The organism is Inquilinus limosus, from assembly GCF_051487185.1.
Taxonomy (GTDB): domain Bacteria; phylum Pseudomonadota; class Alphaproteobacteria; order DSM-16000; family Inquilinaceae; genus Inquilinus; species Inquilinus limosus_F.
The window spans coordinates 115,133-137,738 of sequence record NZ_JAHVDK010000004.1; the positions used below are offsets into that span (position 1 = coordinate 115,133).

Here is a 22,606-nt window from a genome sequence, read left to right on the forward strand (position 1 = left end):
CAGGTCATGGGGCTGGCCATGAGGCGTGCGGCGGCTTTGCGGATCGTCGGCGGGATCGCGATTGCGGCTTGCCTGGTTTCCGGCGCGTCGTCTCCTGCGGCCGAGAGGCCGACCCCGGTCGACGAGATGGAGTCGTACACGATCATCTGCACCAGCGCGCGGGGCGTGATCGTGTTCTCCACCTCCGATGTCTACGGCGTGTCAGTCGATCCGACCGGGACGATCTTCACCTACCGCACCGGCTGGCTGTCCGACCGCACCTACATCTATGTCAGGGGCGCCGACGTCTCCTGCGTGGTCCGGCCCAGCCGGCCCTGACGCTTTCGCGGCCGGATCAGCCTCGGCTAGGATCCCGCGCCGCGGCACGGCCCTCCGCCCGCCCGCGGGAGGAGGAGCCATGGCCAAGCAGTTCCCGGGGATCACACCGGCCCAGCAGGACTTCATCCGCCGCCAGCGGATATTCTTCACCGCCTCCGCCGCCGCGACCGGGCGGGTCAATGTCTCGCCCCGCGGCACGGACATGCTGCGGGTGCTGGGGCCGAACGCGATCCTCTATCTCGACCTGACCGGCAGCGGCAACGAGACCGCGGCGCATCTGCGCGCCACCGGCCGGCTGACCATCATGTTCTGCGCCTTCGAGGGTGCACCGATGATCCTGCGGCTGTACGGCGCCGGCCGGGTGCTGCGCCGTGGCGGCCCCGACTATGCCCGCCTGCTGGCGGCGGAATACGGCGGCGCGGAGCCGCTCGGCGCCCGGCAGATGGTGTGGCTGGACATCGACCTAGTCCAGACCTCCTGCGGCTTCGGCGTGCCGCTGTTCGACTATGCCGGCGAACGGCCGACCCTGGCGCGCTGGGCCGAGGCGAAGGAGGCGCAGGAAGGGCTGGAGGCCTATCGCCGGCAGAAGAACACTCACAGCATCGAGGGGCTGCCGACCGGTCTGTTCGAGGAGGACCCGGTCCCGGCCGGGTGACGGCCCCGAACAGGCCGCGGCGTCGCGCCTATCCCTCGCCCGCCGCGGCCAGCGCCTGGGTCAGGTCGGCGATCAGGTCCTCGACATGCTCGATGCCGACCGAGACGCGGATGGTGGCGTCGGAGATGCCGATCCTCTCCCGCGTCTCCTTCGGCACGCCGGAATGCACCGTGGTCGCCGGGTGGCAGATCAGGGATTCGGTGCCGCCGAGGCTGACCGCGAGCTTGAAGATTCGGAGCGCGTTGAGGAAGCGGAAGGCCTCGGCCTCGCCACCCTTGATGTCGAAGGAGAAGGTGGTGCCGGCGCCGCTGCACTGCTGGTCGAACACCGCGCGCTCGTCGCTGCCCGCCGGCAGCAGCGCCGGGTAGTACACCTTTTCAACCTGCGGGTGCTCGGCCAGGAACCGGGTCACGGTCTCGGCGTTGCGGCAGGCGGCGGTCATGCGCAGCGACAGCGTCTCCAGCGACCGCGCGATCATCCAGGCCGAATGCGGGTCGAGCTGGGTGCCGATGGCGCCGCGAAGCAGCTTCACCTGCCGGATCTGGTCGCGCCGGCCCAGCACCGCGCCGGCCACGAGATCGCTGTGGCCGCCGACATATTTGGTCAGCGAATAGACCACGATGTCGGTGCCGTGCTGGATCGGCTTCTGGAAGATCGGGCCCAGGAGAGTGTTGTCGCAGACCACCACCGGGATGTGGCCCTGCTTCGCCCCGATCTCGTCGGCGACGGCGCGCACCAGCTCGAGATCGACCAGCGTGTTGAGGGGGTTCGATGGCGTCTCGACCAGGATCACCGAGACCCGGCCCTTGGCCATCGCCTCATCCGCCGCCGCGCGCACCGCCGCACCGTCGACCCCATCGGCAAAGCCCACGGCGCCGATCTGGAACGGCGTCAGGGTGCGCGCCACCAGCGTCTCGGTGCCGCCGTAGAGCGGCTGGCTGTGCAGGATCACGTCGCCCGGCCGGGCGAAGGCCAGAAGCGTCGTCGCGATCGCGGACATGCCGCTGGAGAAGATGCCTGCCGCCTCCGCCCCCTCGAAGATCGCCAGGCGGTCCTCCACGATCTCGCTGTTCGGGTGGTTGAAGCGGGAATAGACGAGGCCGGCATCGGCCCCCGGCTTCGGCTCGCGCCGGCCGGCGGTGTAGTCGAAGAAGTCGCGCCCCTCTTCGGCCGACTTGAAGACGAAGGTCGAGGTCAGGAACACCGGCTGCTTGACCGCGCCCTCGGACAGGGCGGGGTCGTAGCCGTAGCCGAGCATCAGCGTCTCGGGGTGCAGCTTATGGTTGCCGATGCGGTCCTTGCGGTAGCCCGATCCGGCCATGGGGATTCTCCTGGGAAAGCGTGTTGCGGCGGAGACTACTCCCCCGCAACGCCGGCTCCTAGTGATGGTATCCCTCGCCCGCCTTCACCTTGCCGCGGAACACCCAATAGGCATAGGTGGTGTAGACCAGGATCAGCGGGATCAGGAAGGCGACGCCGATCAGCAGGAACAGCTGCGACGAGGCCGGCGAGGCGACGTCCCAGATGGTCAGGCTGGGCGGCACCACCTTGGGCCAGAGGCTGATGGCGAGGCCGGTATAGCCGAGCACGAACAGCGCCATGGTGTAGAGGAAGGGCCCGTAATCCGAGCCGCGCTGCAGCGACAGCCATAGCCGCCAGGCGAACAGCACCACCAGGATCGGCACCGGCGCGAAATACGCGATGTTGGGCCAGGAGAACCAGCGCTCGGCGATCGCCGGGTCCAGCAGCGGCACCCAGAGGCTGACCACCGCCATGAAGAACAGCACGCCGAGCAGCAGCCGGATGGTGACGCCGCGCGCCCAGGCCTGCAACGTGCCTTCCGTCTTCATCACCAGCCAGGTGGCGCCCAGCAGCCCGTACCCGATCACCAGGGCGACGCCGGTCATCAGGCTGAAGGGCGAGATCCAGTGGAACGTCCCGCCGGTGTAGTGGCCGCCTGAGACCGGAAAGCCCTGCACGAAGGTGCCCAGCACCACCCCCTGGAAGAAGGTGGCGAGCAGGCTGCCGCCGGCGAAGGCCACCGTCCACAGCCATTTGCTGGTCTGCGCCTTGAACCGGAACTCGAAGGCGACGCCGCGGAAGATCAGACCCATCACCATGAAGGTCAGCGGCAGGTAGAGCGCCGGCAGGATGATCGAGAAGGCGCCCGGGAAGACGGCGAGCAGGGTGACGCCGCCCAGCACCAGCCATGTCTCGTTGCCGTCCCAGATCGGCGCGACCGAGTTCATCATCAGGTCGCGGTCCTCCTCGGTGCGGGCCCAGGGGAAGAGGATGCCGACGCCGAGGTCGAACCCGTCCATCAGCACATACATGAACACCCCGAAGGCGGCGATCGCGGCCCAGATCAGGGGCAGGACGGTCGAGATCGTCCAGACATCCGGCGTCATGGCTTCACTCCCGGGATTCGAAGGAGGCGTCGGGCAGCGAGAACGGCCGCGCCGGGGTCTTCTGGACCTCCTCGCGGTCGGACTCGGGGGCCTCAGGCCCGATCCGCACCAGCTTGACGATGTAGTAGACGGCCGAGCCGAGCAGGATCGCGTAGATCAGGACGAACAGCGCCAGCGACAGCAGCACGCTGCCGCCGCCGACCGGGGACAGCGCGTCCGCGGTGCGCAAGATGCCGTAGACCACCCAGGGCTGACGACCGATCTCGGTGGTGAACCAGCCGGCGATCACGGCGACGAAGCCGGAGGGCAGCATCACCACTATGAAGCGCTGGAACCAGCGGCTGTCGTAGAGCCGGCCCACTGCCCGCAGCCAGAGGCTGAGGAGGCCGGCGCCGAGCATCAGGAAGCCCAGCCCCACCATGATCCGGAAGGTCCAGAACACGATCGCGACCGGCGGCCGGTCCTGTGGCGGGAAATCCTTCAGCCCCTGCACCGTGCCGCCCCAGCTGTGGGTCAGGATCAGTGAGCCGAGATGCGGAATCTCGAGCACGAAATCGTTCTTCTCGCCGCCCTGGTCGGGCCAGGCGAACAGGATCAGCGGCACGTCCCCGCTGGTCTGCCAATGCCCCTCGATCGCCGCCAGCTTGGCCGGCTGGTTGCGGTAGACCTCGAGCCCCGCCTGGTCGCCGATGACGATCTGCGCCGGCGTCAACACCGCGATCAGCCACAGCGCCATCGAGAAGGCCTGGCGCGATTCAAGCACGCTGCGGCCGCGCAGCAGGTACCAGGCCGAGACGCCGGCGATGACGAAGGCCGTGGTCAGATAGGCCGCCACCACCGTGTGCAGCAGGCGCACCGGGAAGGAGGGGCTGAAGACGATCTCGAGCCAGTCGGCCGGGACCAGGGCGCCGTCCACCACCTCGTATCCCGCAGGGGTGTGGAGGAAGGAGTTGGCCGACAGGATCCAGAAGGCGGAGATCACCGTGCCGACCGCGACCGCCACGGTGGCGGCGAAATGGACGATGCGCGGCACCTTCTCCCAGCCGAACAGCATGATGCCGAGGAAGCCGGCCTCGAGGAAGAAGGCGGTGACCACCTCGTAGCCGAGCAGCGGCCCGAGGATGCTGCCCCCGGCCCGGGTCAGGCCGCTCCAGTTCGTGCCGAACTGGTAGGTCATGACGATGCCGGTGACGACGCCGACACCGAAGGAGACGGCGAAGATCTTGATCCAGAACTTGTACAGCGTGCGGTATTCCACCCGCCCGGTCTTCAGATACAGCCCCTCCAGCACCGCCAGCCAACTGGCGATGCCGATGGTGAAGGCCGGGAACAGGAAGTGGAAGGAGACGACGAAGGCGAATTGGAACCGGGACAGGAGGACTGGATCGAGATCCATGACAATTCTCCTTCGACGACCGACTAGCTTCAGTCGCCTTATTTCTTGGCTCGGAAAGAATATGCCACGATTCCACCGGACGCCCACCAACTTCCCGACGTGCCATAAGGCCCCAGCCGGGCGACACGTCGCAGCGCAGCGAAGCGGCGGAGCGTGCTAGGGCTGGAACTTCGACCCCGGCTGTTCAGCCAGCAGACGGAGGGCTATGCTCGGCCCATGAGCTTCACCGACGCCCAGATCAAGCGCTATGCGCGCCACATCCTGCTGCCCGAGGTCGGCGGCAAGGGTCAGGAGAAGCTGCTGGCCGCCAGGGTGCTGGTGATCGGCGCCGGCGGCCTCGGCTCACCGCTGCTGCTCTATCTCGCCGCCGCCGGCGTCGGCACGATCGGCATCTGCGACGACGATCTGGTCGAGCTGAGCAACCTGCAGCGCCAGGTGGTGCACGACACCACCACGCTGGGTCAGCTCAAGGTCGACAGCGCCATCGCCCGGCTGCAGGCGCTGAACCCGGAGGTCCGGGTCGAGCGCTTCGCCGAGCGGCTGACCGCAGCCACGGCGCTGGAGCGCGTCGCCGCCTTCGACATCACGGTCGACGGCAGCGACAACTTCGCCACCCGCTATCTGCTGAACGACGCCTGCTACCTGGCGCGGCGGCCGCTGGTCTCGGCCGCGATGCTGCGCTTCGAGGCGCAGCTGTCGACCTTCAAGGCGCATCTCGGCGCGCCGCACCCCTGCTACCGCTGCCTGTTCCCGGCGCCGCCCGACCCGGGCACGGTGCCGAGCTGCTCCGAGGCCGGCGTGTTCGGCGCCCTGCCCGGCGTGCTGGGCGCGATGCAGGCGATCGAGACGATCAAGGAGATCCTGGGCATCGGCGAAGGCCTGTCCGGCCGCCTGCTGCTGTACGACGCGCTGGAGGCGCGGTTGCGCGAGATCGCCCTGCCGCGCGACCCGGACTGCCCGCTCTGCGGCGACCACCCGACGCTGACCGACCTGTCGCATCACCATGGCTGACGGGCCGATGGGAATCGACGCGCTGTCGATCGTGGTGTTCGATGGCCGCTTCGACCGGGTGCACTACGCCCTGGTCCTGGCCAGCGCCGCCGCCGCGACCAATCGCAAGGCGACGCTGTTCTTCACCGGCCAGGCGCTGCGGGCGCTGCTGCCCGAGGGCTGGCGCCGGCTGGAGGGCGACGCCGAGGCCAGGGAGGCGGAATTCGCGTCCCGCCGGGTGGCCACCTTCACCGAGCTGCTGGAGGCCTGCCAGGCCCTCGGCGTCCGCTTCATCGCCTGCGAGATGGGGCTGCGCGCGTTGGGCCTGGCTGCGGCCGATCTGGCCGTCCCGGCCGAGATTGCCGGCGTCGTCACCCTGCTGGCCGAGGCGCCGCGCGACGGTCAGCTTCTGTTCATCTGACGGGGCTTCCCTAGGACCGCGGCTCTGCCGGCAGGCTGAACTGGAACAGGGGCGTCGCGGTCATGCGGTCCGTCGGGCTGCCATTCGGATGGTTGATCGACAGGCGCAGCAGCCGCGCCTGCCAATCGACCGGGCCGAGGAACACCAGCTGTCCGGTAACGCGCGACCGCGGCGAAATCAGCATCTCGGGATTGTCGGGCGGCGGCAGGAAGGGATAGCTGCGGCCGCGATCGTCGGTCAGCAGCAGACTGCTGAGGGGATTCAGCCTTCGCCAGTCGGCGGCCGGATTGAAGATCTCGACCGCGATGGCAATGCTGGAGGGTAGGAGGCTCACGGTGGTGACCGAGATGGTCATGCCGTTCGGATGCGTCTTGCTCTGCTGCACATGGATGGTGACCGGCGCCGGGCGCTCGACCGGCGGGGGCAGCGCCGGCTGTCCGATGCCGGGTTCCGGCAGCGGCAGCCCCGGCTTGACCAGCGGATGTGTCGGCGTCGGCGTGCTCGGCGGGCGGTCCGGCTCCTGCAACGGAATCTGGGGTTGGGCCGGCATCTGGGCGTGCCCATGATCGGCAAGACCGATCGCGATGACGATGATTGCGGCCGCCCGGACGCAACAATCCGCGATGAGCATCGGCAGCTCGGCAATCCGGCACAATCGGTTGCGGCAGACGGGCTCGGCCATGATATTCAAGCCTCCGCCGCCGTGCCATGGCTGTGCAATTCGGCGATTGGGTGAGCCCGCCCATCATCCTGCCGGAGGATGCGGTCTCCTGCCGCCACCGGCGGCAGTTGCCGTTCGGCTCAGGAGACCGGCACGCGGAACAGGAACGAGGGCGCCGAGGTCAGGCGGTCGCTGCGGCTGCCCGAAAGGCCGTTGGTCGAGATCTGCACCGACCGCGTGTCGCCGGCGAGCGGCCCGGCGAAGACAAAAGTGGCGGCCACCCGGGACCGCGCGGCGACCCGTACCTCCGGATTGTCGGTCGGCGGCACGAAGGGATGGCTGCGGCCCTGATCGTCGACGAGGACCAGGCTGCCACCACGATTGAGCGAAGTCGGCCGGTCGGACAGGTTGAGGATGCTGGCGGCGACGATGATGGCATTGGCCTGGAAGGTGACGCTGGTCAGCGTCATCATCACGCCGCTCGGATGGGTCTGCTGCTGCTCGACCCGGACGGTGCGTCCGGCGCCCTGCTCGGCCGGTGCGGCAGGGACCGCCGGAGCCGTGGCGGGCGCCGGCGTCATCAGCGGCTGTTGCGGGCGCGACGGCAGGCCCGGCGCCACCAAGGGCTGAGTCGGTGTCGGGGTCGACGGGGCTCGTGGTGTCTCTACGGTGTCCAGGGGGATTTGGGCCTGGGCCCCGGTCGCGACCACCAGCGCGACCAGCGCGATGAGCTTCGACCGAAATTGCATCAAAAGCCTCCCAGTCTCCATTGCTTCTTCAACCCACGGTCGGACCCGTGGTTCCGCACGCAAAGTAGCTTCAAGGCGCTTTGTCCGTGCCAAAACAATGATACCGTGAATGGAATTCGGCGCGAGCCGCGCGGAAGAGTGCACAGATACCCCCTTGATCAGAGCCGGAGGAAAAAGGCCAATCATGTCGGGATCGTGGACAGCTTGGCGGCGGCATTCGCCCGCCGCCCTTGGCCTTCTCCTCCTCACCGCCTGCAACGACTCCTCGGAGAAGCAGGCCCAGGCGCCGCAGATGCCGCCCCCGGCCGTCGGCGTCGTCACCGCGGCCAAGCGGCCGGTGGCCGCAGGCGTCACCTTCGTCGGCCGGGTCCAGGCGGTGAACAAGGTCGATCTGGTGGCCCGGGTCGAAGGCTTCCTGCAGCAGCGCAACTACACCGAAGGCCAGGAGGTGAAGTCCGGCGAGCTGCTGTTCGTGCTGGAGAAGGACACCTATCAGGCGGCGGTGGACCAGGCCCAGGCCAACCTCGCCAGCGCCCAGGCCAATTCCGACAACGCCAAGCTGCAGGCCGACCGCGCCCGCGACCTGATCAGGAACCAGAACGTCTCGCAGGCGACCCTGGACGACCGCATCGCGGCGGAGAAGTCGGCGGCGGCGGTGGTGCAGCAGAACCAGGCGGCGCTGGAGGAGGCGCAGATCAATCTCGGCTACACCGAGATCAAGGCGCCGTTCGACGGCCGCGTCGGCATCTCCAATTTCAGCATCGGCGCGCTGGTCGGCCCCGGCAGCGGCGCCCTGGCGACCATCGTCAGCCAGGATCCGATCTACGTCACCTTCCCGGTCAGCGACCGCTTCATCCTCGACATCCAGCAGCAGACCGGGGCCGGAAGGGTCGAGCCGCAGGACGTGGCGGTCCGGCTGACCCTGGCCAACGGGTCGGAATACCCGCAGATCGGCAAGATCAACTTCACCGACGTCAAGGTCGACCAGAACACCGACACGCTGACGGTGCGGGCGGAGTTCCCGAACCCCGACCGGATCCTGACCGACGGGCAATACGCCCGGGTGACGGCGGAGCGGAAGACCCCGGTCGAGGCGCTGGTGATCCCGCAACGCGCGATCCTGACCGACCAGAGCGGCAATTACGTGCTGGTGGTGGGTGCAGGCAACAAGGCCGCCGCCAAGCACATCACCACCGGTGCCAACCAGGGCGCCGATGTGGTGGTGCAGCAGGGGCTGAATGACGGCGACGTCGTCATCGTCGACGGCGTGCAGAGGGTGCGGCCGGGCCAGGAGGTGAACCCCGCCCCGGTCGCCGAGGCGGCGCCCAGCCAGGCGGGCGCGGGCCAATCGGGCGCAGGACAGGCGCCGGCCAAGCCGGCGGGGCAGTAACCCATGCTGTCCTCGATCTTCGTCGATCGCCCCCGCTTCGCGATCGTCATCGCGATCGTCATCACCCTGGCCGGGCTGATCGCGATCCGCAGCATCCCGATCGCCCAGTTCCCCGACATCGTGCCGCCGCAGGTCTCGGTCACCGGCGCCTATCCCGGCGCCAGCGCCGCCGTGGTCGAAGCGACCGTGGCGCAGCCGATCGAGGCCCAGGTCAACGGCGTCGACAACATGCTGTACATGTCGTCGACCAGCGGCAGCGACGGCTCCTACTCGCTGACCGTCAGCTTCGCCGTCGGCACCGATCCGGACATCAACACCGTCAATGTCCAGAACCGCGTGGCGCTGGCCGAGCCGAAGCTGCCGAGCGAGGTGACGGCCCAGGGCCTGACGGTGAAGAAGCAGTCCTCGGCGATCCTGCAGCTGGTCACCATCTACTCGCCGGACAAGTCCCAGGATGCGCTGTTCCTGAACAACTACGCGATCATCAATGTGGTCGACGCGCTGGCCCGCGTGCGGGGCGTCGGCCAGGCATCGCTGTTCGGCACCCAGAACTACGCGATGCGGATCTGGTACAACACGGACTCGCTGACCAGCTTCGGCCTGACCCCGAACGACATCGTCACGGCGGTGCAGAGCCAGAACGTCCAGGCCGCGGTCGGCCGCCTGGGCGCCCAGCCGATGCCGGACGACCAGCAGATCCAGGTGACGCTGCAGACGCTGGGCCGGCTGACCGACGTCAGGCAGTTCGAGGACATCATCCTGCGCGCCAATCCGGACGGGTCGGTGGTTCGGCTGAAGGATGTGGCGCGGCTGGAGCTGAACGCCCAGTCCTACGACACCGTCGCCCGGCTGAACGGCGCGCCGGCCGCGGTGATCGGGATCTATCAGTCGCCCGGCTCCAACGCCGTCGCCGCCGCCGAGGGCGTGCGGGCGGAGATGGAGCGGCTGAGGCCACACTTCCCGACCGGGGTCGACTACAAGATCACCTACGACACCACCGTCTTCGTCACCGAGACAATCAGCGAGGTGATCCACACCCTGCTCGAGGCCTTCGCCCTGGTCGCGATCGTGGTGTTCGTCTTCCTCGGCAACTTCCGCGCCACGCTGATCCCGATCATCGCCGTGCCGGTGTCGCTGATCGGCACCTTCGCGGTGCTGCTGGCGCTGGGCTATTCCGCCAACACCATCTCGCTGTTCGCCATGATCCTGGCGATCGGCATCGTCGTCGACGACGCCATCGTCGTGGTCGAGAATGTCGAGCGGGTGATGGCCGAGACCGGGCTGCCGGCCCGGGAGGCGACCAAGCTGGCGATGCGCGAGATCACGGCGCCGATCATCGCCATCACGCTGGTGCTGCTGTCGGTCTTCGTACCGGTCGGCTTCATCCCCGGCATCACCGGCGAGCTCTATTCCCAGTTCGCCGTCACCGTCTCGGTGTCGATGCTGATCTCGGCGCTGAATGCCCTGACGCTGAGCCCGGCCTTGTGCGGCGTGTTCCTGAAGCCGCACGAGCATGGCCACCGCCCCAGCCTGTACGGCCGGATCATGGGCCGGGTGTCCGGCGGCATCGACAAGGTGCGCGACGGCTATGCCTGGATCGTCACCCGGCTGGTCCGGGTCGCGCTGCTGTCGATCCTGCTGGTCGCCGCCTTCGGCGGCCTGGCCTGGGTGATCAACAGCGTCACCCCGACCGGCTTCCTGCCCGACGAGGACCAGGGGCTGTTCTTCGTCGAGATGAAGCTGCCGCCGGCTGCCGCCGTCAGCCGCACCCTTCAGGTGACCGAGCAGGTCGAAGGCCTGGTGCGCGACATTCCCGGCGTCGCCGACATCACCGGCGTGGTCGGCCGCAGCTTCATCGACGGGCTGGCCGAGCCGAACGCCGCCTTCCTGGTGGTGGCGCTGAAGCCGTTCGAGGAGCGGGTCAAGGAAGGGATCACGGTGTTCAACGTGCTCCGCGAGGTCGCGGTGCGCACCGCCGGGGTGCGCGATGCGCTGGTCATCCCCCTGAACCTGCCGCCGATCATCGGTCTCGGCACCGCCGGCGGTTTCCAGTACCAGCTCGAGGATCTGGAGGGCAAAAGCCCGAACGAGCTGGCTGCGGTGGCGCAGGGGCTGGTGGTTGCCGCCAACCAGACGCCGGGCCTGACCCAGGTCTTCACCTCCTACAACGCCAACACGCCGCAGATCTTCCTGAACCTGGACCGCGAGAAGGCGCAGAATCTCGGAGTCAACGTCAGCGCCATCTTCAACGCGCTGCAGGCGACGCTGGGCGGCTTCTACATCAACGACTTCAACCTGTTCGGCCGCACCTGGCAGGTGATCGCCCAGGGCGAGGCGAACGACCGGCGCACGGTCGACGACATCTATCGGATCTATGTCCGCTCCTCGACCGGCCAGATGGTGCCGATGCGGTCGCTGGTCGACGCGCAGCAGCAGCTCGGACCCTTGTTCATCACCCGCTACAACAACTACCGTTCGGTCAGCATCCTCGGCAGCGCCGCGCCGGGCGTCAGCTCGGGCCAAGCGCTGGCGGCGATGACCCAGGTCTCGAACACCACCCTGCCGCCCGGCTATGCCTTCGAATGGACCGGCACCGCGCTGCAGGAGCTGGAGGCCGCCGGCCAGACCGGCTTCATCCTCGGCCTCGCTGTGCTGTTCGCCTATTTGTTCCTGGTGGCGCTGTACGAGAGCTGGTCGATCCCGATCGGGGTGCTGCTGTCGGTCACGGTCGGCGTGGTCGGCGGCTTGGCGGCGCTGTGGATCGCCGGCCTGTCGAACGACGTCTACGCCCAGATCGGCATCGTCGTGCTGATCGCGCTGGCCAGCAAGAACGGCATCCTGATCGTCGAGTTCGCCAAGGCCAAGCGCGAGGAGGGGGCGTCGATCACCGATGCCGCGATCGAAGGCGCCAAGCTGCGTTTCCGGCCGGTGATGATGACCAGCTTCGCCTTCATCCTCGGCCTCGTGCCGCTGGTGACGGCGGCGGGCGCGGCGGCGGCCAGCCGGCGCGGCGTCGGCACCTCGGTGTTCGGCGGCATGATCGCGGCCTCGGCGATCGGCATCTTCCTGATCCCGATGCTCTACGTCACCCTGCAGCGCGTGCGCGAATGGGTGCACGAGAAAGCGCTGGGCGGCTCGATCGCGCCGCCGCCGCGGGCCGAAGCTCCGGCGCCGGCGTCCTCCGCCGAATGAAGGAGGGCGGCTCCCACAGGAGCCGCCCTTCTCATTTCAGGCTGAATCACCGATTGCCTCTCCCGCCGGACGCGGGAGAGGCAATCTCAGTGCGATGCCGGCACCGTGATCCGACCCGAAATTATCCAGCTCTAATGCACCCAGCGGCCTCGGTCGCGGTACCAGGGGCGGCCGCGGTAGTAATTGTCCCAGTAGGGGCCGGCGTCGAAGGTGATCACCGGCACGCCGATCACCGGCGCCGCCTCGACGATGACCCGGCGCCGGTGCCGGACCTCCGCGGCCAGGAACCGGCCGGCCACCCAGCCGCGGTCGGGGCCGATGCCGATGTCGCACCAGCTCCAGCCGCTGAGGCAGCCGAAGATCTGCACCGGCACGCCCGGCCGCACCCGCGCGACCATCGGATAGTCGGCCCCGGGACCGGCGCGCAGCCGGGCCGGCGCGGTGGTGTACCCCGGCGATGCATTCGCCGCCGGCGCGGCCAGGGCCGTCATCGCCAGCCCGGCCGCGACGGCCAGGGCGAGCTTCCATCTCATCATCCGAACTCCAGGGATAAGATCCCCCTTCGTCCGCTAAACGCGGCGGAGCCGGAAACCGGTCGCCCGGATCGGCGGGCGCGGCGCCTTGCCTCACCCCGCCCGCTGCGCCGCGTCGAGGGCACGGGACAGGTCGCGCTCCAGATCCTCGATCCCTTCGAGACCGACCGACAGCCGCACCAGCCCTTCGGTGATGCCCATGGCGGCGCGGTCCGCCGCCTCCATCGCCCGATGGGTGGTGGTGGTCGGGTGGGTGGCCAGCGACTTGGTGTCGCCGAGATTGTTCGAGATGTCGACCAGGCGCAGCGCGTCGAGGAAAGCGAAGGCCGCCGCCTTGCTGCCGAGGTCGAAGGCCACCAGCGTGCCACCGTTCTTCATCTGGCGGCGGGCCAGCTCATGATGCGGGTGGCTCTTCAGCCAGGGGTAGCGCACGGACCGGGCGGCCGGATGGGCCTCGATCAGCTGCGCCAGGCGGTGGGCGCTGGCGACCTGCCGCTCGACCCTCAGCGCCAGCGTCTCCAGCCCCTTGACCAGCACCCAGGCGTTGAAGGGCGACAGCGCCGGGCCGGTGTGCCGGTAATAGGGCAGGAAGTCGTCGGTCAGGAACTTCTTGTCCGAGAGAACCGCGCCGCCCAGCACCCGGCCCTGGCCGTCGATGTGCTTGGTGGCGGAATAGATCACCACATCGGCGCCGAGCTCGAGCGGCTTCTGGCCGAGCGGCGTGGCGAAGACGTTGTCGATGAACACCCGGGCGCCGGCGGCATGCGCGATCTTCGCCACCGCAGCGACATCGACCAGGTCGAGCGTCGGATTGGCCGGCGTCTCCAGGAACACCGCCCGGGTGTTCGGCCGCATCGCCGCTTCCCAGGCCGCGAGGTCGCCGCCGTCGACGAAGGTGGTGGTGATGCCGTAGCGCGGCAGGATGGTGCCGAGGATGACGAAGCAGGAGCCGAACAGCGCCCGGCTGGCCACGACATGGTCGCCGCCGCGCAGATGGCAGAACAGCGCGGTGAACACCGCCGACATGCCGCTGGCGGTGACATGACAGCCCTCCGCCCCTTCCAGCAGGGCCAGGCGCTGCTCCAGCACCTCCAGCGTCGGGTTGCCGTAGCGGGAATAGACGAAGCCCGGCTCGTCGCCGGTGAAGCGCGCCTCGGCCGCCGCCGCGCTGTCATAGACGAAGCCCGAGGTCAGGAAGATCGCCTCGGCGGTCTCGCCATAGGGCGTTCGCCGGACACCGCCGCGGATCAGCGCGGTCTCGGGGCCGAATTCGTCTTCGCTCAGGGCTTCGTATCGATCCATCTCACCGACTCCTCGATCCGACCGGGAGGCGGTGCGTGCGGGACCTGCGCGCATCCGACCTTTTAGCGGAGATTAGCGTGGCCGCAAGCCGGTCGGCTCAAATCACCACGGCCGCCCCAAGGGACGACGGCCCCAAGACTTATCGGCAAAACGGCGATCGGGCAATGCGTTTCGCATAACGACGTCTCGACGGAGCATCTGCGGCCTTCGGCCGAAGCGCCATGCGGCCATAGTACTGGCCATTTCTGGATCATTTGCTCGAAAAGCTGTTCGCGGCGACAATGTCGGCGCATGTCCCGTGGTTCAGTTCGGGGGCGCTATGACCATATCGGCCGAACACCAATGGCGGGCGGATTTTGCCAAGCATCTGAAGGGCGCTCGCCTCCAATACCGCCGCTACGAGCGCTGGAGTGAAACTTGGGATCATGACCATTGCGCTGGATGCTGGGCCAAATTCATGGAGGCCGGCGGACCAGATATCCAGGACGAGGGCTACACGACCTGCGATGATTATGAGGAGGGCGCGGGGTACGAGTGGGTCTGCAGGGAGTGCTTCGATATCTTGAAAGAGCACATGCAGTGGACGGTCGTCCCGGCTCATGGCTCCATCCGGAAGCCCGCAGGCGACACGCTCAAGACCGACTAGGATTCCCCGTCGGCCAGCGCGTAGAGCACGAAGGGCAGCTCGATCCCCTCATACAGCCGGCGGTAGCTGCGGCACAGGCGGAAGCCGCGGGCCTGGTAGAAGCCGCGGGCGGCGCGGTTGTGGGCGAAGCACTCCAGCGTCCGGCAGCCGCGCGCCACGGCATCGGCCAGGAGCGCAGTGCCGACCGCCCGTCCCTGCGCCGCCGGGTCGACGAACAGCATATCGAGATGGGACCCGGTCATCAGCGAGAAGCCGAGCGCCGCGCCCTGGGCATCGACCGCAATGCGCAGGTCGGGCAGCCGCGCGGCGAAGCGGCGGGCGAAGTCCTCCGGCCGCTTGCGGTCCAGCACCGCGGCCGGGAGGATATGCTGGAAGGCGACGCGGGTGCTGCGCCAGGCGACCTCGGCCAGGGCCGGCACATCCGCCGGGACCGGCGGCCGGATCGCCGCCGCATCGCCCATCGTCACATCGTCCATCATCCGCCGCCCCGCAGCCTGGGATCGAGCGCGTCGCGCAGCCCGTCGCCGAGCAGGTTGAAGCCGAAAGACGCCAACAGGATGGCAAGGCCGGAGAAGATCGAATCCCAGGGCGACAGCAGCAGATAGCCGCGCGCCTCCGCCAGCATGCGGCCGAGGGACGGCGATGGCGGCTGGGTGCCGAGGCCGAGGAAGGACAGCGAGGCCTCGACCAGGATCGCGGTGGAGAGCGACAGGCTGGCCTGGACCAGGATGACGCTGGCGAGGTTGGGCAGGACGTGGCGCCACAACACCCGCCCCTCCCCCGCCCCGATGGCGCGGGCGCCGAGCACGTATTGGCTGCCGGCGACCACCAGCGCCGGGCCGCGCAGCAGCCGGGCGAAGACCGGGATGTAGACGACGCCGATGGCGAGCGTCGTGCTGGTCGCCCCCGGCCCCAGCATGGCGACGATGCCGATCGCCAGGAGGATGATCGGGAAGGCGAACAGGATGTCCATCAGCCGCATGCCGGCGCGGTCGAGCCAGCCGCCGCGCAGCGCCGCGGCCACGCCCAGGCTGCCGCCGATTACGAGCGCCAGCAGCACGGCGCTGGCCGAGGCGGCGAGCGAGGCACGGTAGCCCCAGAGGATGCGCGACAGCACGTCCCGGCCGAACTGGTCGGTGCCCAGCCAGGCCGCGGCGCTGGGCGGCTTCATCCGCCGGATCACATGCTGGGCCAGCGGGTCGTCCGGCGCGATCCAGGGCGCCAGCAGCGCCGCCCCGACCTGCAGCAGCACCAGCGCCCCGCCGACCCAGACCAGCGGGTGCCGCGGCGCGGCGATGCGGCGGCGGCGCGAGGGCGGGGCCAGCGTCTCGGGCAACGGCGCGGTCATCTCAGGCCGATCCTGGGGTCGAGCGCGGCATAGAGCAGATCGGTGACGAAGTTCACCAGCACGAAGCCGGCGGTGACCAGCAGGATCGCCGCCTGGATCAGCGGGTAGTTGCGCTCCGCGATCGCGCCCAGCATCAGCCGGCCCAGCCCCGGCAGGGCGAAGACCTGCTCGACCACGATGGCGCCACCGAACAGGTATCCGGCGGAGATGCCGAGCGCGGTGACGAAGGGGATCATGGCGTTGCGGAAGGCGTGATGGAACACCACCGACCGCTCGCTGACCCCCTTGGCCCGGGCGGTGCGGATGTAGTCCTGCCCCAGCGCGTCGAGCATGGCGGAGCGGACGATGCGCGACAGCGAGGCCAGCACCGGCACGGCCAGGGCGATGGTCGGCAGCAGCAAGCGCTGCAGGTTGCCGACCGGATCGTCGGCCAGCGGCACGAAGCCGATCGTCGGGAAGGCCGGGAACACGCCGTGGAACAGGTAGATCAGCAGCGCCCCGAGCCAGAAGGAGGGCACGGTGACGCCGGCGATGGTGACCACCCGCACCATATAGTCGCGGGCGGAGTTGCGGAAATAGGCCATCAGGCAGCCGGCCGGCACCGCCAGCGCCACCGAGACGGCGAGGGCCAGCACGGTGACCTCGATGGTGACGCCGATCCGGGCGCCGATCTCCTCCAGCACCGGCCGGCCGGTCCACAGGCTGGTGCCGAGATCGCCGGTCAGCAGCCCGCCGAGCCAGGCGAGATACTGAGTCACGATCGGCTGGTCGAGGCCGAGCCGCTGGCGCAACGCCTCGATCCGGTCCGGCGTCACCTCGGTGTTGGCGCCGAGCATGATCTGCACGGCGTCGCCCGGGATCAGCCGGATCATCAGGAAGGCGACGACCGAGACCCCGAACAGCACCACCAGCAGGTCGAGCAGCCGGCTGGTCAGGAAGCGGGCCATCGGGCCATCACTTCCCCAGCGCCGTCTGCCGCAGCGACCGGGTGGAGCGGTTGCCGACGATCTCGTAGCCGGTCACGCCGTCGCGCACCGCGGTGAACAGCTGGCCGAAGACGAGATGCGCGATCGGCCCGTCGCAGGCCAGGCGCTTCTGCACATCGGCGTAGATCTCGCGCCGCTTCGCCGGCTCCAGCGTCGTCCGTCCTTCGTCCAGCAGCCCGTCGACCTCGGCATCCGAATATTTGAACACATTGGTCGACCCGCCGGTGCGGAAGGTCCGGTACAGATAGCCGTCGGGATCGACGCTGCCGCCGTTGATCGAGGCGAAGAGCTGGAAGTTGGAGTTGCGCCAGTCCTGGATGAAGGTGCCTTGCTCCTGCACGTTCAGCGCGATGTCGAAGCCGGCGGCGTTGAGCTGGGCCTGCACCACCTGGGCGACATCGACCACCAGCTGGTTCGAGCCCAGCACCTTCAGCTCCGCCTTCACCGGCAGGGCCACGCCGGCCTCGGCCAGCAGCGCCTTCGCCTTCTCCGGATCGGCGGCATAGCAGGGATAGTCCGAGACCGGCAGCGCCCAGTCCTTCAAACCCGGCGACAGCGGCCCGCCCGGCTGGCCCTTGCCGAAATAGGCGGCCTCGACGATCTGGGCCCGGTCGATCGCGGTGTTCAGCGCCTGGCGCACCTTCGGGGTGTCGAAGGGCGGCTTCGAGACGTTCATGCCGATCAGCGTATAGGCCAGGTCGGTCGTCTCCAGCAGGGTGACGCCGGGCGTGCCCTGCAGCGTCGCCGCCGTGGCCGGGTCGACATTCGGCAGCAGCTGGTAGGTGCCGCCGGACAGGCCGACCTGCCGGGTCGAGGCTTCGGGCACGATGTTGATCTTCACCCCGTCGAGCTTCGGCAGATCCGGCTGCCAATAGGCGCCGGTCTTCGCCAGCAGTAGGTAGGTGTCGGGCACCCATTCCGTCAGCGTGAACGGGCCGGTGCCGTCGGTCTTGCGCTGCAGGTCGATGCCGCCGGTCGCTGCCGCGGCCGGCACGATGACGATCTGCGGCAGGTTGGCAAGGAAGGGCGCCGAAGGCGTCGACAGCGTCACCGTCACCTGCCGGTCGCCGGTCGGCTCCACCGACTTCACCATGTCGATGCGGCTGGCATAGGGCGAGCCGGTCTTCGGATCGCGCACCCGGGCGAAGCTGGCGGTGACGTCGGCCGGCGTCACCGGCGATCCGTCGTGGAACTTCGCCCCCTGGCGCAGGGTGAAGATATAGGTGAGGCCGTCGGGCGAGACGGTCCAGGACTCGGCCAGCTCCGGCACCACCCTCAGGTCCTTGTCGACCGCGGTCAGCCCTTCATAGACCGGGCCGTTGACCAGCACCGAGGCGAAGGAGGTGGCGACATGCGGGTCGAGCCCGACCGGCGACTGGTCGGTCGCGACCTCCAGCGTCTGCGCCGCCGCCATCGGTGCGGCGAGCGCCATCGCCGCCGATACCGCCCAAACCGTCCGCCGCATCTCCAGCCTCCCTCTGTTGATTGGGGGCAGTTAAGGCGCGTTCCGTCGGCGAGGTCAATCGATCGACGTATGCCGGCGTTTCGTTCCGCTTTAACCACCGAAGATCCGTCTGTGATAATAATGTTCTCCGCTATGGAAATTTTTATACGCATCGTTTCGGGGGGGAGATTCATGATCAGCCGGCAGATTCAAGACTGCACAGCGCCATCTTTCCTGCGTGTCACATCAAGGCGCGCGTCCCGGCGGCTCATCGCGGCCGCGGCGCTTGCTGCCATCACGCTGACCGTCGCTGGACCGGCGGCACAGGCAGCGGACACGGCCCCGACAGTGACGATGGACGCATGGATCCAGGCCCTGGAGCCCGAGCTCGAAACCTATGTGGCGGCCGGGATGAAGGCGTTCGATACGCCCGGCCTTGCCATCGGCATCGTCAGCGGTGACAGCCTGGTCTACGCCCGCGGCTTCGGGGTGCGAAGCAAGGCGAAAGGCGGGACGGTCGGCACGCGCACCGTGTTCCAGATCGGCTCGACCACCAAAGCGTTCCTCGCCGCCACCCTGGCGATCGCCGTGGACCGCGGCAAGCTGCGCTGGGACGACCGCATCGTCGATCTCGACCCGGATTTCCAGCTGAAGGACCCCTGGGTGACGCGCGAGTTCCGGGTCTTCGACCTGCTCGCGCAGCGCTCGGGCCTGCCGCCCTACGCCAATGATTCGCTCGGAATCCTGGGGCTGGACGAAGCGGCGCTGATCCGGTCGTTGCGCCATGTCGAGCCGGTGTCGAGCTTCCGCTCCACCTTCGCCTACACCAACATCACGCACATGCTGGCCGGCCGCATCGTCGCACGCGGCGAGGAGGCCCCGGACTGGAACGCGGTGCTGCGCCGGGACCTGCTGGAGCCGCTCGGCATGGCCGAGACGTCGACGACCGCCGAGGCGATCGAGGCTGCGCCGGACCACACCCAGGGCCATCGCTGGACCCCCGACGGCACGGTCGAGGTGCCGTTCACCCCGCTGTTCCCCTATGCCTTCGGCGGCGCGGGCGACATGAACTCCACCATCGAGGACATGGCGCGCTGGCTGCGGCTGCAGCTGCGCGACGGCAGCTTCGACGGGCGCCGCATCATCTCACCGGAGAACCTGGCGGTCACCCGCGCCGCGCGGGTGGGAATCAACGACAAGGTCTTCTACGCGATGGGCTGGGTCGGCGTCCTGACCCCGAACGGCCGCGTCATCTGGCACAATGGCGGGACCCCCAGCTTCGGCGCCTATGTCGGCTTCGCGCCGGAGAAGGATGTCGGGGTCATCGTCCTGACCAATGCCGAGAATGTCGGGTTCCCCGACGCCGTGGGCGCCTGGGTGATGGACCGGCTGCTGGATAATCCGCGGGTCGACCACGTCGCGGCCGCGCTCGAGGCGGCGAAGTCCCGATTCGCCGAGTCGGCAAAGGCGTTCGTGAGGCCGGCGAACCCGCAGCCGGCCCTGCCGCTGGCGCCGTTGGCCGGCAGCTACGTGGAGCCGAGCTTCGGCAAGGCCGCGCTGCGCCAGGACGGCGACGGAGCGGTGCTGGAGCTGCAGGATGGCGGCGCCGCGCTGGAGCTGGAGCCTTGGGACGGCAGCGTCTTCACGATCCGGCAGAAGCCGGTGGGCCGGTTCGCCGCCATTGTCGAGAACAGCGGCCCCAACCCGAGCGGCTTCGCCCAGTTCCAGATCGACACGGACGGAACGAAGCCCCTGCTCCGTCTCACCATCGAAAACCAGTCCTATATCTTCCGGCGCGAATAGCGAGTGATCGGCGCCCGTCAGACGATCGCGGCGGCCGGCATTCCTCCCATCACCTCCAGCCATGCCTCGGCCAGGCCCGGAACGCACAGCGCCCAGGCGGCGAGCCGGGCCTTGATCTTGCCGACGGCCGAGGCCTGCACCGGCTCGAACGTGTCGAGCCAGCTGGCGAAGGCCTTGTGCGGCAGCACGCCGTGGCGGTCGGCCAGGGCCCAGAGCCAGGTCGCATGCACCAGGCGGATGCTGACCGGGACGCGGTCGAGGCCGAGCGCCTGCGCGGCGCAGATCCGGTGCCGGCCGGCCAGCATCCGGTAGAACGCGCCGTCCGGCCCGACCGCGACGATGATGTCGCCCTCGGTGCGCTCGCTGCGGGGATCGCGGCCACGGGCCGGGGCGAAATCCGGGGTCAGGTCCCGCGGCGTCACGCCATGGGTGCGGATGCTGTCGAGCAGCGATTCGCAGTAGCGGCGGTAGGATTCGATCGCTCCGACGCTGTCGAGCACCAGTGGGCCGACCTGCATCGGGCGGCCGGCCTCCATCAGGCGCAGCAGCCTTCGATAGCTGGCGGTGTCGGCCGGGGCGCCGCCCCAGACCAGGTCATGGAACCACTGGTGGTGGAAGCTTTCCGCCACCGGCTTCGAGATCTCCGACCAGTCGCCGGCATCGATGAAGCGGTCGCGCAGCCAGACCGGCTGGCCCCGGGCATGCACCTGGGTGGCCAGGGTCCTGGTCACGAGCCGTGTCGGCACCCAGCGCAGCAGGGCGGGCCCGTAGAAGATCCGCGCATCGCGAGGAGAGACCAGGGATCGCTCGGGACATTCCGGTAGTTTTTTCAGATCCCTTAGCATCCTTCCAGGGAATCTCAAACGAGACTCCAGGATCGTCTGCGGCCTCGATTTGTCTTGGGTCTCAGAGACTTGCTGAAAGAGAGGAATGATGGCGGCGTCGGCGCGCTGATACGTCAGCATTGCTTCTCTCCCCACTCGCAAGACTGTCTTTGTAATGAAAGCGTCACAATATTGCAAGAATGGGGCATGGCAGCTTCCGTGCCGGCCGGCGTTTCCGCCATAATCCCGGTGCCGATTCGTCGGTGATGAAGCGCGAGGAGATGTCCCATGGCCGCAACCCGCCGCACCGCGATCGGCCTGATGAGCGGCACCTCGATGGACGGGATCGACGTCGCGGTGATCGAGACCGACGGCGAGACCGTCTTCGTCTGCGGCGCCGCCGCGACCACGCCCTACACCGACGTGGTGCGCGACGCCCTGCTGGCGGTGGCGCGCGACCCCGAGCGTGCCGAGCATGAGGAGCTCGCCGAGCTGTCCGCCGCGGTGACCGACCTGAACGCCGCGGCCGTGCGCCGCTTGCTCGATGAGACCGGGCTGAAGCCCGAGACCGTCGATGTGGTCGGGATGCACGGCCAGACCGTCCTGCACCGGCCGGAGCGGCGCTTCACCCGGCAGCTCGGCGACGGCGCCCGGCTGGCCGCGGCGCTGGGCATCCCCTGCGTCAACGACTTCCGTTCCGCCGATGTCGCCGCCGGCGGCCAGGGCGCGCCCTTCGCGCCGCTGTACCACGCCGCCCTGGCGAAGGACCTGCCCCGGCCGCTGGCGGTGCTGAATCTCGGCGGTGTTGGCAACGTCACGGTGATCGAGGAAGACGCGATCACCGCCTTCGACACCGGCCCGGCCAGCGCCATGATCGACGATTGGGTGCAGCGGCACACCGGCGCCCGCTACGACGAGGACGGCCGCATCGCCGCGAGCGGCCGGGTGGCCGAGGACCGGCTGGCGGCGCTGCTGGCCCATCCGTATTTCGACGCGCCGCCGCCGAAATCGCTGGACCGCAACGACTTCCCGCTGTCGGCGGTGGACGGTCTGTCGCTGGCGGACGGCGCCGCCACCCTGGCCGCCTTCACCGTCGCCTCGGTGGCGGCATCGCGCCGGCACTTCGCCGCGGCGCCCGGGCGCTGGCTGGTCACCGGCGGCGGCCGGCACAACGGGACGCTGATGGCCGGGCTAGGGCGGGCGCTGGGCGTGCCGGTCGACCCGGTCGAGGCGGTGGGCTGGGACGGCGACGCGCTGGAGGCGCAGGCCTTCGCCTTCCTCGCCGTGCGCTCGCTGGACGGGCTGCCGCTGAGCCTGCCGACCACCACCGGCGTGCCCCGGCCGATGACCGGTGGCGTGCTGCACCGCCCGTTGTCCCGAGCGGCATGATGGGGGATTCGCCTTCCTCCTTTTTGTCATCGCCGGGCTTGACCCGGCGATCCAGGGGCCACTATGGGCAGATCCCACCGGGAAGCCCCTGGATGCCCGGGTCAAGCCCGGGCATGACAGTAGAGGGCTAGACCTTCTTCTTTTGGACGCC

21 protein-coding genes and 1 riboswitch are annotated in these 22,606 nt (G+C 69.0%); of the genes, 9 read left to right on the top strand and 12 right to left on the bottom strand.

What is annotated here, in order from left to right; translation table 11 throughout:
* Positions 1-126: 126 nt before the first annotated feature.
* Positions 127-318 carry a hypothetical protein gene (locus KXR53_RS05870; RefSeq protein ID WP_437374163.1) on the top strand — a complete coding sequence of 64 codons (192 nt, stop codon included), beginning with the start codon at positions 127-129 and terminating at the stop codon, positions 316-318.
* 79 nt (positions 319-397) lie between these two features.
* Complete coding sequence (locus tag KXR53_RS05875) at positions 398-973, top strand: pyridoxamine 5'-phosphate oxidase family protein (RefSeq protein WP_437374164.1); 576 nt, start codon at positions 398-400, stop codon at positions 971-973.
* 28 nt (positions 974-1,001) lie between these two features.
* Here KXR53_RS05875 and KXR53_RS05880 read toward each other — a convergent pair whose 3' ends face one another.
* From KXR53_RS05880 to KXR53_RS05890, 3 genes are read right to left on the bottom strand one after another with little or no spacing between them, the layout of a single operon-like run.
* Positions 1,002-2,294 (bottom strand): cystathionine gamma-synthase family protein, encoded by a 1,293-nt coding sequence (locus KXR53_RS05880; protein WP_437374165.1) that lies wholly within the window; start codon positions 2,292-2,294, stop codon positions 1,002-1,004.
* Between the two features lie 58 nt (positions 2,295-2,352).
* Entirely contained in the window at positions 2,353-3,381 is a 1,029-nt protein-coding gene (cydB, locus tag KXR53_RS05885) for a cytochrome d ubiquinol oxidase subunit II (RefSeq protein WP_437374166.1), read from the bottom strand.
* A gap of 4 nt (positions 3,382-3,385) precedes the next feature.
* Positions 3,386-4,777, bottom strand: a complete 1,392-nt coding sequence (locus KXR53_RS05890) for a cytochrome ubiquinol oxidase subunit I (RefSeq protein ID WP_437374167.1) — start codon at positions 4,775-4,777, stop codon at positions 3,386-3,388.
* Positions 4,778-4,993: 216 nt separating this feature from the next.
* Here KXR53_RS05890 and KXR53_RS05895 point away from each other — a divergent pair, with 216 nt between their 5' ends.
* Both KXR53_RS05895 and KXR53_RS05900 read left to right on the top strand, forming a co-directional pair.
* Positions 4,994-5,788, top strand: a complete 795-nt coding sequence (locus KXR53_RS05895; protein ID WP_437374168.1) for a HesA/MoeB/ThiF family protein — start codon at positions 4,994-4,996, stop codon at positions 5,786-5,788.
* A 7-nt stretch (positions 5,789-5,795) separates the two neighbouring features.
* The gene (locus KXR53_RS05900; RefSeq protein ID WP_437374169.1) at positions 5,796-6,188 is read left to right on the top strand and encodes a DsrE/DsrF/DrsH-like family protein; all 393 of its coding nucleotides are present in this window, start codon (positions 5,796-5,798) and stop codon (positions 6,186-6,188) included.
* Positions 6,189-6,198: 10 nt separating this feature from the next.
* Here the strand turns inward: KXR53_RS05900 and KXR53_RS05905 are convergent, their stop codons facing one another.
* The gene (locus KXR53_RS05905) at positions 6,199-6,870 is read right to left on the bottom strand and encodes a hypothetical protein (protein ID WP_437374170.1); all 672 of its coding nucleotides are present in this window, start codon (positions 6,868-6,870) and stop codon (positions 6,199-6,201) included.
* Positions 6,871-6,989: 119 nt separating this feature from the next.
* Complete coding sequence (locus KXR53_RS05910) at positions 6,990-7,598, bottom strand: hypothetical protein (RefSeq protein WP_437374171.1); 609 nt, start codon at positions 7,596-7,598, stop codon at positions 6,990-6,992.
* A gap of 184 nt (positions 7,599-7,782) precedes the next feature.
* Here KXR53_RS05910 and KXR53_RS05915 point away from each other — a divergent pair, with 184 nt between their 5' ends.
* Entirely contained in the window at positions 7,783-8,988 is a 1,206-nt protein-coding gene (locus tag KXR53_RS05915) for an efflux RND transporter periplasmic adaptor subunit (protein WP_437374172.1), read from the top strand.
* Between the two features lie 3 nt (positions 8,989-8,991).
* Entirely contained in the window at positions 8,992-12,180 is a 3,189-nt protein-coding gene (locus KXR53_RS05920; RefSeq protein ID WP_437374173.1) for an efflux RND transporter permease subunit, read from the top strand.
* A gap of 131 nt (positions 12,181-12,311) precedes the next feature.
* On the opposite strand, the gene KXR53_RS05925 is transcribed toward KXR53_RS05920, so the two are convergent.
* Positions 12,312-12,716 carry an SH3 domain-containing protein gene (locus tag KXR53_RS05925; RefSeq protein WP_437374174.1) on the bottom strand — a complete coding sequence of 135 codons (405 nt, stop codon included), beginning with the start codon at positions 12,714-12,716 and terminating at the stop codon, positions 12,312-12,314.
* Positions 12,717-12,806: 90 nt separating this feature from the next.
* The gene (gene metZ / locus KXR53_RS05930; protein WP_437374175.1) at positions 12,807-14,015 is read right to left on the bottom strand and encodes an O-succinylhomoserine sulfhydrylase; all 1,209 of its coding nucleotides are present in this window, start codon (positions 14,013-14,015) and stop codon (positions 12,807-12,809) included.
* Positions 14,016-14,057: 42 nt separating this feature from the next.
* Positions 14,058-14,134, bottom strand: a riboswitch (SAM riboswitch).
* A 200-nt stretch (positions 14,135-14,334) separates the two neighbouring features.
* Between metZ and KXR53_RS05935 the strand changes: the two genes are divergently transcribed.
* Positions 14,335-14,661, top strand: a complete 327-nt coding sequence (locus KXR53_RS05935) for a hypothetical protein (protein ID WP_437374176.1) — start codon at positions 14,335-14,337, stop codon at positions 14,659-14,661.
* Here KXR53_RS05935 and KXR53_RS05940 read toward each other — a convergent pair.
* From KXR53_RS05940 to KXR53_RS05955, 4 genes are read right to left on the bottom strand one after another with little or no spacing between them, the layout of a single operon-like run.
* Positions 14,658-15,137 carry a GNAT family N-acetyltransferase gene (locus KXR53_RS05940; RefSeq protein ID WP_437374177.1) on the bottom strand — a complete coding sequence of 160 codons (480 nt, stop codon included), beginning with the start codon at positions 15,135-15,137 and terminating at the stop codon, positions 14,658-14,660. The genes KXR53_RS05935 and KXR53_RS05940 overlap by 4 nt on opposite strands.
* On the bottom strand, positions 15,137-16,009 hold the full coding sequence (locus KXR53_RS05945; protein WP_437374178.1) for an ABC transporter permease: 873 nt from the start codon (positions 16,007-16,009) through the stop codon (positions 15,137-15,139). The genes KXR53_RS05940 and KXR53_RS05945 overlap by 1 nt, the downstream gene beginning before the upstream one ends.
* Positions 16,006-16,956 carry an ABC transporter permease gene (locus tag KXR53_RS05950; protein ID WP_437374179.1) on the bottom strand — a complete coding sequence of 317 codons (951 nt, stop codon included), beginning with the start codon at positions 16,954-16,956 and terminating at the stop codon, positions 16,006-16,008. Before KXR53_RS05950 ends, KXR53_RS05945 begins: the two co-directional genes overlap by 4 nt.
* A gap of 7 nt (positions 16,957-16,963) precedes the next feature.
* Positions 16,964-18,460, bottom strand: coding sequence for an ABC transporter substrate-binding protein (locus KXR53_RS05955; RefSeq protein WP_437374180.1), 1,497 nt, complete (start codon positions 18,458-18,460; stop codon positions 16,964-16,966).
* 333 nt (positions 18,461-18,793) lie between these two features.
* Here KXR53_RS05955 and KXR53_RS05960 point away from each other — a divergent pair, with 333 nt between their 5' ends.
* Complete coding sequence (locus tag KXR53_RS05960; RefSeq protein ID WP_437374181.1) at positions 18,794-20,242, top strand: serine hydrolase; 1,449 nt, start codon at positions 18,794-18,796, stop codon at positions 20,240-20,242.
* A 17-nt stretch (positions 20,243-20,259) separates the two neighbouring features.
* On the opposite strand, the gene KXR53_RS05965 is transcribed toward KXR53_RS05960, so the two are convergent.
* A complete protein-coding gene (locus tag KXR53_RS05965) occupies positions 20,260-20,973 on the bottom strand; it encodes a hypothetical protein (RefSeq protein WP_437374182.1) in 714 nt (237 codons plus the stop codon).
* A gap of 381 nt (positions 20,974-21,354) precedes the next feature.
* Between KXR53_RS05965 and KXR53_RS05970 the strand changes: the two genes are divergently transcribed.
* Positions 21,355-22,455, top strand: coding sequence for an anhydro-N-acetylmuramic acid kinase (locus KXR53_RS05970; protein WP_437374183.1), 1,101 nt, complete (start codon positions 21,355-21,357; stop codon positions 22,453-22,455).
* Positions 22,456-22,606 lie beyond the last annotated feature (151 nt).

Excerpts from the sequence above, each read along its gene's own strand:
- KXR53_RS05870 (WP_437374163.1), top strand. The coding sequence starts at position 127 with ATGGAGTCGTACACGATCATCTGCACCAGCGCGCGGGGCGTGATCGTG.
- KXR53_RS05875 (WP_437374164.1), top strand. The coding sequence starts at position 398 with ATGGCCAAGCAGTTCCCGGGGATCACACCGGCCCAGCAGGACTTCATC.
- KXR53_RS05880 (WP_437374165.1), bottom strand. The coding sequence starts at position 2,294 with ATGGCCGGATCGGGCTACCGCAAGGACCGCATCGGCAACCATAAGCTG.
- cydB (WP_437374166.1), bottom strand. The coding sequence starts at position 3,381 with ATGACGCCGGATGTCTGGACGATCTCGACCGTCCTGCCCCTGATCTGG.
- KXR53_RS05890 (WP_437374167.1), bottom strand. The coding sequence starts at position 4,777 with ATGGATCTCGATCCAGTCCTCCTGTCCCGGTTCCAATTCGCCTTCGTC.
- KXR53_RS05895 (WP_437374168.1), top strand. The coding sequence starts at position 4,994 with ATGAGCTTCACCGACGCCCAGATCAAGCGCTATGCGCGCCACATCCTG.
- KXR53_RS05900 (WP_437374169.1), top strand. The coding sequence starts at position 5,796 with ATGGGAATCGACGCGCTGTCGATCGTGGTGTTCGATGGCCGCTTCGAC.
- KXR53_RS05905 (WP_437374170.1), bottom strand. The coding sequence starts at position 6,870 with ATGGCCGAGCCCGTCTGCCGCAACCGATTGTGCCGGATTGCCGAGCTG.
- KXR53_RS05910 (WP_437374171.1), bottom strand. The coding sequence starts at position 7,598 with ATGCAATTTCGGTCGAAGCTCATCGCGCTGGTCGCGCTGGTGGTCGCG.
- KXR53_RS05915 (WP_437374172.1), top strand. The coding sequence starts at position 7,783 with ATGTCGGGATCGTGGACAGCTTGGCGGCGGCATTCGCCCGCCGCCCTT.
- KXR53_RS05920 (WP_437374173.1), top strand. The coding sequence starts at position 8,992 with ATGCTGTCCTCGATCTTCGTCGATCGCCCCCGCTTCGCGATCGTCATC.
- KXR53_RS05925 (WP_437374174.1), bottom strand. The coding sequence starts at position 12,716 with ATGATGAGATGGAAGCTCGCCCTGGCCGTCGCGGCCGGGCTGGCGATG.
- metZ (WP_437374175.1), bottom strand. The coding sequence starts at position 14,015 with ATGGATCGATACGAAGCCCTGAGCGAAGACGAATTCGGCCCCGAGACC.
- KXR53_RS05935 (WP_437374176.1), top strand. The coding sequence starts at position 14,335 with ATGACCATATCGGCCGAACACCAATGGCGGGCGGATTTTGCCAAGCAT.
- KXR53_RS05940 (WP_437374177.1), bottom strand. The coding sequence starts at position 15,137 with ATGGACGATGTGACGATGGGCGATGCGGCGGCGATCCGGCCGCCGGTC.
- KXR53_RS05945 (WP_437374178.1), bottom strand. The coding sequence starts at position 16,009 with ATGACCGCGCCGTTGCCCGAGACGCTGGCCCCGCCCTCGCGCCGCCGC.
- KXR53_RS05950 (WP_437374179.1), bottom strand. The coding sequence starts at position 16,956 with ATGGCCCGCTTCCTGACCAGCCGGCTGCTCGACCTGCTGGTGGTGCTG.
- KXR53_RS05955 (WP_437374180.1), bottom strand. The coding sequence starts at position 18,460 with ATGCGGCGGACGGTTTGGGCGGTATCGGCGGCGATGGCGCTCGCCGCA.
- KXR53_RS05960 (WP_437374181.1), top strand. The coding sequence starts at position 18,794 with ATGGACGCATGGATCCAGGCCCTGGAGCCCGAGCTCGAAACCTATGTG.
- KXR53_RS05970 (WP_437374183.1), top strand. The coding sequence starts at position 21,355 with ATGGCCGCAACCCGCCGCACCGCGATCGGCCTGATGAGCGGCACCTCG.